Annotated in this window: 9 protein-coding genes and 3 tRNA genes; 10 read left to right on the forward strand and 2 right to left on the reverse strand. The window is 62.6% G+C overall.

All coding sequences use genetic code 11. From position 1 onward, the window contains the following. The first annotated feature begins 45 nt into the window (after nucleotides 1–45). The 4 genes from RT131_RS18160 (at nucleotide 46) to ychF (ending at nucleotide 3,520) form a co-directional block, all read left to right on the forward strand. Nucleotides 46–1,005 (forward strand): ribose-phosphate diphosphokinase, encoded by a 960-nt coding sequence (locus RT131_RS18160; RefSeq protein WP_282267136.1) that lies wholly within the window; start codon nucleotides 46–48, stop codon nucleotides 1,003–1,005. 105 nt (nucleotides 1,006–1,110) lie between these two features. Further along, nucleotides 1,111–1,713: a 50S ribosomal protein L25/general stress protein Ctc gene (locus RT131_RS18165; protein ID WP_313174223.1), complete on the forward strand. Its 603-nt coding sequence runs from the start codon at nucleotides 1,111–1,113 to the stop codon at nucleotides 1,711–1,713. Between the two features lie 53 nt (nucleotides 1,714–1,766). Beyond that, nucleotides 1,767–2,348: an aminoacyl-tRNA hydrolase gene (pth, locus tag RT131_RS18170; RefSeq protein WP_313174225.1), complete on the forward strand. Its 582-nt coding sequence runs from the start codon at nucleotides 1,767–1,769 to the stop codon at nucleotides 2,346–2,348. Between the two features lie 80 nt (nucleotides 2,349–2,428). Next, nucleotides 2,429–3,520, forward strand: coding sequence for a redox-regulated ATPase YchF (gene ychF / locus RT131_RS18175; RefSeq protein WP_312916094.1), 1,092 nt, complete (start codon nucleotides 2,429–2,431; stop codon nucleotides 3,518–3,520). Nucleotides 3,521–3,846: 326 nt separating this feature from the next. On the opposite strand, the gene RT131_RS18180 is transcribed toward ychF, so the two are convergent. Together RT131_RS18180 and RT131_RS18185 are read right to left on the reverse strand one after the other, a co-directional pair. Next, nucleotides 3,847–4,158, reverse strand: coding sequence for a hypothetical protein (locus RT131_RS18180; RefSeq protein WP_313174228.1), 312 nt, complete (start codon nucleotides 4,156–4,158; stop codon nucleotides 3,847–3,849). A 175-nt stretch (nucleotides 4,159–4,333) separates the two neighbouring features. Next, nucleotides 4,334–7,069, reverse strand: coding sequence for a TonB-dependent receptor (locus RT131_RS18185; protein WP_313174229.1), 2,736 nt, complete (start codon nucleotides 7,067–7,069; stop codon nucleotides 4,334–4,336). A 222-nt stretch (nucleotides 7,070–7,291) separates the two neighbouring features. Between RT131_RS18185 and RT131_RS18190 the strand changes: the two genes are divergently transcribed. The 6 genes from RT131_RS18190 to tuf all read left to right on the forward strand — a co-directional run bounded on the left by RT131_RS18190 (nucleotide 7,292) and on the right by tuf (nucleotide 11,154). Beyond that, nucleotides 7,292–8,275: a cyanophycinase gene (locus tag RT131_RS18190; RefSeq protein ID WP_313174241.1), complete on the forward strand. Its 984-nt coding sequence runs from the start codon at nucleotides 7,292–7,294 to the stop codon at nucleotides 8,273–8,275. 183 nt (nucleotides 8,276–8,458) lie between these two features. Further along, complete coding sequence (locus tag RT131_RS18195; protein ID WP_313174231.1) at nucleotides 8,459–9,478, forward strand: isoaspartyl peptidase/L-asparaginase; 1,020 nt, start codon at nucleotides 8,459–8,461, stop codon at nucleotides 9,476–9,478. A 137-nt stretch (nucleotides 9,479–9,615) separates the two neighbouring features. After that, nucleotides 9,616–9,701, forward strand: a tRNA-Tyr gene (locus tag RT131_RS18200). Nucleotides 9,702–9,729: 28 nt separating this feature from the next. Beyond that, a tRNA-Gly gene (locus RT131_RS18205) sits at nucleotides 9,730–9,803 on the forward strand. Nucleotides 9,804–9,841: 38 nt separating this feature from the next. Beyond that, nucleotides 9,842–9,917 (forward strand) — tRNA-Thr (locus RT131_RS18210). Between the two features lie 46 nt (nucleotides 9,918–9,963). Beyond that, on the forward strand, nucleotides 9,964–11,154 hold the full coding sequence (gene tuf, locus RT131_RS18215; RefSeq protein WP_313174233.1) for an elongation factor Tu: 1,191 nt from the start codon (nucleotides 9,964–9,966) through the stop codon (nucleotides 11,152–11,154). Nucleotides 11,155–11,311 lie beyond the last annotated feature (157 nt).

Consider the following 11,311-nt stretch of genomic DNA (forward strand, 5'->3'; position numbering starts at 1 on the left):
TAACCACGTTTCCTTCGCTACTCGCCCACGCCCGAGAGAGCTGTCATGCAAGATTCCCCGAACCTGCTGGTCTTTTCCGGCAATGCCAACAAACCTCTTGCACAGAGCATCTGCAAGGAACTCGGGGTAAGACCAGGCAAGGCGCTGGTTTCCAAGTTCTCCGACGGTGAAGTACAGGTCGAGATCCAGGAAAACGTGCGCAAGCAGGACGTTTTCGTCGTTCAGCCGACCGGTGCTCCGAGTGCGGAGAACCTGATGGAGCTGCTGGTGATCATCGACGCGCTCAAGCGCGCGAGCGCCGCCTCCGTCACCGCGGTGGTGCCGTACTTCGGTTACGCCCGCCAGGATCGCCGCATGCGCTCCTCGCGCGTGCCGATCACCGCCAAGGTTGCAGCAAAGATGTTCTCGGCCGTGCACACCGACCAGATCCTCACGGTCGACCTGCACGCCGATCAGATCCAGGGTTTCTTCGACATGCCGGTCGACAACGTCTATGCCTCGCCGCTGCTGCTGGCGGACATCTGGCGCGTCTACGGCACCGACAACCTGATCGTGGTCAGCCCGGACGTAGGCGGCGTGGTGCGCGCCCGCGCCGTGGCAAAGCGCCTGGATGATGCCGACCTGGCCATCATCGACAAGCGCCGTCCGCGTGCCAACGTCGCCACCGTGATGAACATCATCGGTGACGTCGAAGGCAAGACCTGCGTGATGGTCGACGACATCGTCGACACCGCCGGCACCCTGTGTGCTGCCGCTGCTGCCCTCAAGGCGCGCGGTGCACTGAAGGTCGCAGCGTACTGCACCCACGCCGTGCTCTCGGGCCCGGCCGTGGACAATTTGAACAACTCCCAGCTCGACGAGCTGGTGGTGACCGACACGATCCCGCTTTCCGAAGTGGCCCGCGTCTGTCCCAAGATCCGCCAGATCAGCGTGGCCGAAATGCTGGCCGAGACGATGCGCCGCATCGCCTTCGGTGAGTCGGTCAGCTCGATGTACGTGGATTGATGCATCCGGTCCCCGGCTTGCCGGGGATCACATCAGGCTCTTCTGGTCGCGGAAGAGTCTCTACGCAGCGCCGCGAGGCGGTGCAACAACCTAGAGTAGTCAACAATGGCAAAGTCTCACGAAATCAAAGTCGCTCGTCGTGACGTGCAAGGTCAGGGTGCGAGCCGCCGCCTGCGTCACGAAGGCGTGGTCCCGGGCATCGTTTACGGTGGTGACAAGGAGCCGGTGAAGGTCCAGTTCAACCACAACGAAATCTGGCTGGCCCAGTTCAACGATTGGTTCTACTCGTCGATCATCGACCTGAACCTCGACGGCACCCTGCACAAGGTGCTGCTGCGTGACATGCAGCGTCACCCGTACAAGCAGCTGGTCATGCACCTGGATTTCCAGCGCGTGAACGAGAATGAAGTGCTGCACGCTTCGGTGCCGCTGACCTTCATCAACGAAGACACCTCGCCGGCTGGCAAGTCCGCCGACGTGCTGGTCACCCACGAACTGAAGGAAGTGGCGATTGCCTGCTTGCCGAAGGACCTGCCGCAGTCGATCGAAGTCGACCTGGGCGAGCTGAAGGCTGGCGACATCATCTACCTGTCGGGCCTGAAGCTGCCGGCCGGCGTGGAAATCCCGGCACTGAAGCTGGGCAAGGGCCATGACGACGCCGTTGTCATCGCCAAGACCGCCGCTGCAGAAGAAGCAGCAGCCGAGTAATCGGCGATGTTGCGCCCGCTCTTCGGGGCGGGCGCAGCAGGTGTATCTGACAGATGACTGGCTTGCGATTGATCGTTGGTCTGGGCAACCCCGGACCCGAACACGCCCGGACCCGGCACAATGCCGGGTTTCATTTCGTTGAGGCCCTGGCAGAGCGGCAGGGCGCGCGCTGGGCGCTGGAAAGCAAATTGTTTGGCGAAGTCGCCAAGGTCGAGATTGCCGGGCAGCCGGTATGGCTGTTGAAGCCGGCGACCTACATGAACCTGTCTGGCAAATCGGTCACCGCCGCGCAGCGGTTCTGGAAGATCGAGCCGGAACAGACCCTGCTTGCACACGACGAACTGGACATGCCGCCCGGCGTGGCCCGGCTCAAGTTCGACGGTGGTCATGGCGGCCAGAACGGCCTGCGTGACACCATCCGCCTGCTCGGTCATGGCAAGTTCCATCGCCTGCGTCTTGGCATTGGTCATCCCGGTCACAAGGACCGCGTGGTGGGCTGGGTGCTGGGCCGTCCGTCGCCGGAGGACGCTGTGCTGATGGCACAGGCCATCGATGCGGCCATCGACGTGATGCCGTTGGCGGTAGCTGGCGATTACAGCGAAGCAATGAAGCGTCTACACACCAACGCGAAGTAGGGAATGGGGAATGGGGAATCGGAAGGCTGCACGCTTTCCAATTCTCCATTCCCGATTCTCCATTCCCGAGGGACAGCACCATGGGTATCAAATGCGGCATCGTCGGTCTGCCCAACGTCGGCAAGTCGACCCTGTTCAATGCGCTGACCAAGGCGGGTATCGCTGCGGCCAACTTCCCGTTCTGCACGATCGAGCCGAACACCGGCGTGGTGCCTGTGCCGGATCCGCGCCTTGAGGCGCTGGCAGCCATCGTCAAGCCGGAGCGGGTGATCCCGACCACGATGGAGTTCGTCGACATCGCCGGCCTGGTCGCCGGTGCGTCCAAGGGTGAAGGCCTGGGCAACAAGTTCCTGGCCCACATCCGCGAGACCGACGCCATCGCCCACGTGGTGCGTTGCTTCGAAGACGGCAACGTCATCCACGTCGCCAACAAGGTCGACCCGATCGCCGACATCGAAACCATCGATACCGAGCTGGCGCTGGCCGACCTGGAATCGGTGCTGAAGGCACTGGATCGCGCCACCCGCGCGGCCAAGGCCAATGACAAGGACGCGCTGGCCCGCAAGCCGGTGCTGGAAAAGCTGGCATCGACGCTGGATCAGGGCAAGTCGGCACGTTCGGCTGGCCTTGATGCTGATGAGAAGGCACTGATCCGCGACATGTTCCTGATCACCCTCAAGCCGCTGATGTACATCGCCAACGTGGCCGAGGATGGTTTCGAGAACAACCCGCACCTGGATGCGGTGCGCGCGCGTGCCGAAGCCGAAGGCGCCGAGGTGGTGCCGGTGTGTGCGGCGATCGAGGAAGAACTGGCGCAGCTGGAAGACGCCGACCGCGACGAGTTCCTCAAGGACCTCGGCCTGGACGAGCCGGGTCTGAACCGCGTGATCCGCGCCGGTTACAAGCTGCTCGGCCTGCAGACCTATTTCACCGCAGGTGTGAAGGAAGTCCGCGCATGGCAGCTGCGCGCGGGCTCCACCGCCCCGCAGGCTGCCGGCGTGATCCACACCGACTTCGAGCGTGGCTTCATCCGTGCCGAAACCATCGCCTACGACGATTTCATCAACCTCAAGGGTGAGCAGGGCGCCAAGGAAGCCGGCCGCCTGCGCCTGGAAGGCAAGGACTACATCGTCAAGGAAGGCGACGTGCTGCACTTCCGCTTCAACGTCTGATCCTTCGCGACGTTGCTGCAGCCACAAGGCCCCGCATTGCGGGGCCTTGTCGTATCTGCGGTTTGTAGCTTGGCCAATATTTCGCCATGAATTTGAAAGCCTTGCAGCGCAAGGCCTGCGGGCGGTTGTCCACAGTCTTCTCCATCCATTGCACACAGCGGCTGTGGAGAATTACTCGGCATAGCAGAGTTGCTTGCGGGAGCGGCGTAAGCCGCGAAGCTGGCATTCCTGCAGCGGCGGGAGACTGCGCCACCCGATGATCTGCGTGCTTCGCGGCTTACGCCGCTCCTACAAAAAAGCCGCATGCCGTTGTTGTAGTGCGTTGGCTAAAAATTCACCAGAATTTTGAAGGCCTTGCAGCGCAAGGCCTGTAGACGGTTGTCCACAACCTTCTCCAGCCATTGCGCACAGCGCTTGTGGAGAACCCGATAAGCCGGGTGGCTGCTTGCAGGAGCGGCGTCAGCCGCGAAGCTGACAGTTCCCGCAGTCCCGGGAGACTGCCCCACCTGACGATGCGCGTGCTTCGGGGCTGATGCCGCTCCCACAAAAAAACGCACGCCTTCGTTGTAGTGCCTTGGCGAAAAATTCACCGCCATTTTGAAAGCCTTGCAGCGCAAGGCCTGCGCGCCGTTGTCCACAGCCTTCTCCATCCATTGCGCACAGCGGCTGTGGAGAAGAATTGCCGTTGTGCCTGCCTTGCCGCGATGCGCTCCAGCTTCTGCTGGGAGCTGAGGCCGGGCGGGCGCAAGCCGCACGAACAACAAGGCCCGCCAGTGGCGGGCCTTGTTGCGGAACGGCGTGGCGATGTGGGGATTACAACCCGGTCCCACCGAACTTGTGGGTGTACTGCAGGTTGATCTGGCGACCAACGCTGTCGAACCAGGAGATGTCGTAGTACGGATACGCGGTGTAGGTCGGATCCTTCGGCGGCATCTTGTTGAACAGGTTCACCACCGACAGGGTCAGGCGTGAATGTTCGTCGAAGCGGTACTGCAGCGATGCGTTGTAGCGATAGGTGGCACGGATGAACGGACCCGGATCGCCGTCTTCCCACACCTGGTCATAGGACCAGCTGTTGGGCAGCTTGCCCAGGCGCTGGCCATAGACGGTGGCCGCCCAGGCATCCTTCTCCCAGCTGATGCTGGCGCTGGTCTTGGTACGCGGGATATCGAAGCCGCTATTGACCGCGAACTGATCCTTGACCTCATCGCCGGCGTACTGCTGGAAGTCGTGCTTCTTCACCCAGGTGTGGGTGCCGCTGAAGGTGAACTGGCCAATGCCGGTCTGCAGGCGGTAGCGCACACCAACGTCCACGCCTTCGGTGGACTCCTTGGCGACGTTGATCGGATTGACGTAGATACCGTAGAGCGAGCCGTTGGAGTTGCGGGTCACGCGTGAAACAGCGTCCACGCAGGTGGGCGAGCTCATGTCCTTGTCGCCGAGCCGGCATGCCGCCTCGTCGCGCAGGATCTGGTCCACGCTCATGTCCTGGACCTGGTCACGCATGTCGATGTTGAACCAGTCAGCCGAGATATCCAGGCCATTGACCGGTGACCAGACGAAGCCGGCCGTCCAGGAGGTGCTGGTTTCAGGGTCGAGGTTGCGGTTGCCTTCGCGGGTGCGGATCAGGCCCTCGCTGTACTCTTCCGGGTCATCGCCGTTGTCCAGTGCATAGTTGTACCAGTCGACGCCGCTGGTCTCGTCATTGCCGATGCCGGCGTAGACATAGTGCAGGTCGGGCGCGCGGAAGGCGGTGCCGTAGGAGCCGCGGACCAGCAGCGAGTCGATCGGGCGCCATTCCAGGCCGGTGCTCCAGGTGGCCTTGCCGATGCTGTTGCCCGAGTAGCGGTACTGGTCATAACGTCCAGCCACGCTCCAGTTCAAGGTGTCGTGCAGCGGCATGCGCAACTCGGCTGCACCGGCCCAGCGATTGCGGCTGCCCTTGCCGTCCGAGTCCTTCCAGCTGTAGTAGTAGTACTGCGTGGCCAGCGGATCGGGATTCAGCGAATAGGACTGGCGGCCGAGCTCGACCGTGCCGGCGAAACCGGCGTCGCCGCCGGGCAGGGTGAACAGGTCGCCCTTGCTGACCGTCAGCGACAAGGTGCCGGTTTCGGACTTGGGCGTGTAGACCGAGCGCGCAGCGATGGAGTCGTACTCGCTGCGGCTGAGCGGGCGATACAGGCGTTCCGGATCGGCGTTGTAGATCGGGAAGCCATCATCGTCCTCGCCCAGCTGCGGACCAAGGAACAGTGCATTGGCCTTGGCGGCGACGATCTGCGGCCAGCTGATCTTGGCGCGGTACTGCGAATAGCTCAGTGCTGCTTCGTAATCCCAGCTGTCGGCCCAGCTGCCCTTGAAGCCGGTGGTCACGCCAAAAGTCTTCTGCGTGGTCTCGATCATGTTGCGGCTCAGTCCGCCGATTTCCTCGGGGGTGAACTGGCGCTGCCAGAACTCCACCTGCTCGCTGGCCTGGTTGTAGAAATAGCCTTCCTCGTTGCCATCGGCGGCCATGTGGCTCCACGCGGTAACGTCGCGGAACATCGATACGTCGTGGTAACCCATCTGTACATCGGCGAACCATTCGCTGCCGTTGTCGAAGGCGTAGCTCATCGACGCATAACCGTTCACGCCGCGGCGCTTGCTGATGATGGTGCCGTAGCCGATGGCCTCGTCGCTGCCGCAGTAGTAGCCGTATCGCGGGCGGTAACCGTAGTAGGTGGTGCCGCCATTCTGCGCAGACAGCGCATCGCAGGTTGCCTGGCCCGGGTCGATGTAGTCGTCATACCAGTCGGTGCGCAGGAAGCCGCGGCGCGGCGCCTGTGCGGCAGCAGTCGGGCCATCCTTGGTGGAGTCCTGGATATCGCGCTCATAGGCCCACAGCGGCGTCTGCGACTGCAGCTCCACGCTGTAGATGCCGCTGAAGCGGCCCTTCTCGAAACCGCTTACCAGGCTGATGTCGAACGATTCGCCGCCGCCCTCGCTGGTGATGCCCATGCGGGCGTCGACGGTGGTGCCATCGGCATGCTTCTTGAGGATGAAATTGACCACGCCGGAGATCGCGTCGGAGCCGTAGATGGCCGATGCGCTGCCGGTCAGTACCTCGATCCGCTCGATCATGCCCAGCGGAATATTGGAGATGTCGGTGAAGTTGCTGCGGCCCTTGAACGGCATCGGGAAGTCGGCGATGCGGCGGCCGTTGACCAATACCAGGGTGTGGTTCGGGCCGAGGCCACGCAGGTCAACCTGCTGCGCGCCCGGCGAGAAGTCCGCGCCGCTGGAGGACTGCTGGCTCTGCGTTTCGCCGCCGTTCTGGGTCATGGCGCGGAGTACGTCCGGCACGCTGGTGAAGCCGGCGGACTTGATTTCCTCGGCCGTCACCACGGTGACCGGCGCCGGGCCTTCGACCTGGGCGCGCGGAATGCGAGAGCCGGTGACCTGCACGGTATCGAGTTGTTGCGGTTGGCCTTCGGCAGCGTTCTGTGCCAGGGCAGGGGCGGCCATCGACAGCAGGGCCAGTTGGATTGAACACACCATTGCGTGCTTACGCATGAATCAGCTCTCTGATGAAAAGTGCTCTGGATTTGTCCCGTCGGCATCGCGAAGGTGCCGGCCGACCCTGTCTGTAATGTGAATGGGGTCGCGTCATCTAACACCTTTTTTACACGCTTGACCACTGCCGGAAAGTCTGGCATTACACCTGTAAGCGGTTACATGGATCAGGTAGAAGACGCTATGAAACGTAAGAGCTCCTGGCTGGGGCGAGTAGTCCTGATGGTTGCGGCGATCGCGGCAGCCGGTGTGCTCCATGCCCAGGATTCGCGCGGCATCAGTGCCGCTGGCTACCGCTACTACGAAGTAGGTGACCTTGATGCCCCGCGCCCCGGCAAGACCGAGGCCGCGATGATGCTGATGGGTGGCGGTGACTGGGTGCCGGAGGCCTTCCATTGGTGGGTCGAACGGGCTGGGCACGGCCGCGTGGTGATCCTGCGCGCCTCCGGCGACGACAACATGCAGAAGGAGCTGTATTACGACATCGGCGGCGTCACCGCGGTGCAGACGCTGGTGTTCGACAGCCGCAAGGCGGCGGATGATCCGGCCGTGCTGCGTGTGGTGCGTGGCGCCGATGCCATCTTCATTGCCGGCGGTGACCAGTCGCGTTACATCCGCTTCTGGAAGGGCACCGCGCTCAACGCCGCGCTCAACGATCATGTGCGTGCAGGCAAGCCGATCGGCGGCACCAGCGCGGGCCTTGCCATTCTTGGTGGCTATGCCTATGGCGCGCTGGACGGCGGCAGTGTCAATTCGCCGTCCGCATTGAACGACCCGATGGGCAGTGAAGTCACCATGGACAAGGATTTCCTGACCATGCCCTATCTGTCGAACGTGGTGACCGACACCCATTTCGCCAAGCGCGACCGCCTTGGTCGCCTGATTGTGTTTGTCGCCCGCGCCGCCCAGGACAAGGGCCAGGACGACATCGTCGGTATCGGCGTGGACGAGGACACCGCGTTGTGCGTCGAGGCCGATGGGCGTGGCCGGGTGTACTCGCTGGTCGATGGTTATGCATGGCTGGTGATGCCGCGGCGCACGGCTGATCGCCTGAGCAATGGTGAGCCGTTGGAATTCAGTTCGATTCCGGTCACGGGCGTGGGCGCGGGCAGCCGCCTGCATCTGGACGGTTTCAAGGTGGACAATGCCGCCTTTACCGCGATGGCCAGTGTCGTGGACGGTGAATTGGAGCTCCATCCCAACTGACCGCGCGATTGATGTGCAAAGGGGGCTTCGGCCCCTTTTTTGTTGCCTGTGACGCGGCCGCCCCCGGGCGTGTTGGCGGCCCGCCCCGGCGCGCGTCGGAAAAGCAGCGGTTGGTACTGCGGTGACTGTTCAGACTGGCTGGCACCTGCCTAGAATCGAGCTTCCATTCGGGAGTGAAGAAACATGAAGCTGACTTCTGCAGTACTGCTGGGCCTGGCGTCGCTGTCTTCGGGAGCTGCAGTCGCAGCGGAGGTTTCTCCCCTGCTGGTCATCCATGGCGGGGCGGGCGTGGAGCGCAAGGACTTCAGTGCAGCGGAAGAGCGTGCCGCACGTGCGGCGTTGACCGAGGCGCTGCGCCAGGGGCATCGGGCCCTGGTGGCCGGCAAGCCGGCGCTGGATGCGGTAACCGCGGCGATCACCGTGCTGGAGAACGACCCGACGTTCAATGCGGGGCGTGGCGCAGTGTTCACCCATGATGGCAAGAATGAGCTGGATGCCTCGTTGATGGATGGCGCCACCCTGCGCGCCGGTGCGGTTGCGGGCGTACATACCGTGAAAAACCCGATCCTCCTGTCGCGGGCGGTGATGGAGCATTCGCCGCACGTGATGATGGTGGGGCAGGGCGCGGAGCTGTTCGCCGCCGAGCAGAAGATCGAGCTGGTGGATCCGTCCTACTTCCGCACCGAGAAGCGCTGGGAGCAGTTGCAGCGTGCCTTGAAGGAAGAGGCGGCGGGGCAGGCGCACGCCGACCTGGAAACCGCCAAGCATTTCGGTACCGTTGGCGCGGTCGCGTTGGATAGCCAGGGCAAGCTCGCTGCCGGCACGTCCACGGGCGGCATGACCAACAAGCGCTACGGGCGTGTTGGTGATTCACCGATCATCGGTGCCGGTACCTATGCGAACGACCAGTGTGCGGTCTCGGGTACCGGCTGGGGTGAGTACTACATCCGCCTGTCCGTCGCGCATGAGATATGTGCACGCATGAAGTACTTGCAGGAAACACCTGCGCAGGCCGGCGAAGAGGTCATCGTCAAACGCGTGCCCGAGCTCGGAGGTGATGGCGGCGGCATCGTGTTGTCCGCCGATGGCAAGGCCGCCACGCCCTTCAACACCGAGGGCATGTACCGCGGTTGGATTGGTGCCGATGGCGTGCCGCACGTGGCGATTTTTGCCGACGAAAAGATTAAGATGCCCGGCGAGTGATCGGCGCCGCCGATGCCGAAAAAGAAATTTCACCGAATGTGAAGATTTCTGTTGACAGCATCGGCGCTGATCACCAAAATAGCGAGCTCACCCACCCCTGACCGGCAAGGCCGCGGTCCTCGACAAGGGAGTGGAATGGAGGGATACCCAAGCGGCCAACGGGGGCAGACTGTAAATCTGCTGGCTTACGCCTTCGGTGGTTCGAATCCACCTCCCTCCACCAGTTTTATGTTGTGACGTGTTTTCCCGGTGCGGGAGTAGTTCAACGGTAGAACCTTAGCCTTCCAAGCTAATGGTGCGGGTTCGATTCCCGTCTCCCGCTCCATTGAACGAAACGAAAAAACACGGCATAATAGACAACTCGCTCACGTAGCTCAGTCGGTAGAGCACCTCCTTGGTAAGGAGGAGGTCGAAGGTTCGATTCCTTTCGTGAGCACCATCTTGCCGATAGTGCATAACCAACCTGTTACCGAGAAGAAGCAGCCATGTCCAAGGGTAAGTTCGAGCGTACCAAGCCGCACGTCAACGTCGGCACCATCGGCCACGTCGATCATGGCAAGACCACGCTGACCGCCGCACTGACCAAGATCGGTGCAGAGCGCTTCGGTGGCGAGTTCAAGGATTACTCCTCGATCGACGCCGCGCCGGAAGAAAAGGCACGTGGTATCACGATCTCGACCGCGCACGTTGAGTACGAATCCGAGACCCGTCACTACGCCCACGTGGATTGCCCGGGCCATGCTGACTACGTCAAGAACATGATCACCGGTGCTGCCCAGATGGACGGCGCGATCCTGGTCTGCTCGGCTGCTGACGGCCCGATGCCGCAGACCCGCGAGCACATCCTGCTGTCGCGTCAGGTCGGCGTGCCGTACATCGTCGTGTTCCTGAACAAGGCCGACATGGTTGACGATGCCGAGCTGCTGGAACTGGTCGAAATGGAAGTGCGCGAGCTGCTCTCCAAGTACGACTTCCCGGGCGACGACACCCCGATCGTGCACGGTTCGGCCCGTATGGCGCTGGAAGGCGACCAGAGCGACATCGGCGTGCCGGCCATCCTGAAGCTGGTCGATGCACTGGACAGCTGGATCCCGACCCCGGAGCGTGACGTCGACAAGCCGTTCCTGATGCCGGTGGAAGACGTGTTCTCGATCTCGGGCCGCGGCACCGTGGTGACCGGTCGTATCGAGCGCGGCGTGATCAAGGTCGGCGAAGAAATCGAAATCGTCGGTATCCGTCCGGTCCAGAAGACCACCGTCACCGGCGTGGAAATGTTCCGCAAGCTGCTGGACCAGGGTCAGGCAGGTGACAACGCCGGTCTGCTGCTGCGCGGCACCAAGCGTGACGACGTCGAGCGTGGCCAGGTTCTGGCCAAGCCGGGTTCGATCAAGCCGCACACCCAGTTCGAAGCCGAAGTCTACGTTCTGTCGAAGGACGAAGGCGGCCGTCACACCCCGTTCTTCAAGGGCTACCGTCCGCAGTTCTACTTCCGTACCACCGACATCACCGGTGCGGTTGAGTTGCCGGAAGGCGTCGAGATGGTGATGCCGGGCGACAACGTGAAGATGGTTGTCACCCTGATCAACCCGGTGGCAATGGACGAAGGTCTGCGCTTCGCTATCCGCGAAGGCGGCCGTACCGTCGGCGCCGGCGTGGTTGCCAAGATCATCGCGTAATAGTTTGCAGCGCCAGCAGTGCATGCTGTTGGTTGCGCGGTTGGCGGGCCGGGTAACTCGGTCCGCCTTCGCCGTCTAAGGCGGTGTGTAACAGTCAAGTCATACGCCAGTAGCTCAATTGGCAGAGCAGCGGTCTCCAAAACCGCAGGTTGGGGGT

The sequence above is a fragment of the Stenotrophomonas sp. genome (genome assembly GCF_032066555.1).
Classification (GTDB): Bacteria; Pseudomonadota; Gammaproteobacteria; order Xanthomonadales; family Xanthomonadaceae; genus Stenotrophomonas.

What these genes read in the sequence shown, in the direction of transcription:
- tuf (WP_313174233.1), top strand. Translation starts at nt 9,964, where the DNA reads ATGTCCAAGGGTAAGTTCGAGCGTACCAAGCCGCACGTCAACGTCGGC.
- RT131_RS18160 (WP_282267136.1), top strand. Translation starts at nt 46, where the DNA reads ATGCAAGATTCCCCGAACCTGCTGGTCTTTTCCGGCAATGCCAACAAA.
- ychF (WP_312916094.1), top strand. Translation starts at nt 2,429, where the DNA reads ATGGGTATCAAATGCGGCATCGTCGGTCTGCCCAACGTCGGCAAGTCG.
- RT131_RS18190 (WP_313174241.1), top strand. Translation starts at nt 7,292, where the DNA reads ATGGTTGCGGCGATCGCGGCAGCCGGTGTGCTCCATGCCCAGGATTCG.
- pth (WP_313174225.1), top strand. Translation starts at nt 1,767, where the DNA reads ATGACTGGCTTGCGATTGATCGTTGGTCTGGGCAACCCCGGACCCGAA.
- RT131_RS18165 (WP_313174223.1), top strand. Translation starts at nt 1,111, where the DNA reads ATGGCAAAGTCTCACGAAATCAAAGTCGCTCGTCGTGACGTGCAAGGT.
- RT131_RS18195 (WP_313174231.1), top strand. Translation starts at nt 8,459, where the DNA reads ATGAAGCTGACTTCTGCAGTACTGCTGGGCCTGGCGTCGCTGTCTTCG.
- RT131_RS18185 (WP_313174229.1), bottom strand. Translation starts at nt 7,069, where the DNA reads ATGCGTAAGCACGCAATGGTGTGTTCAATCCAACTGGCCCTGCTGTCG.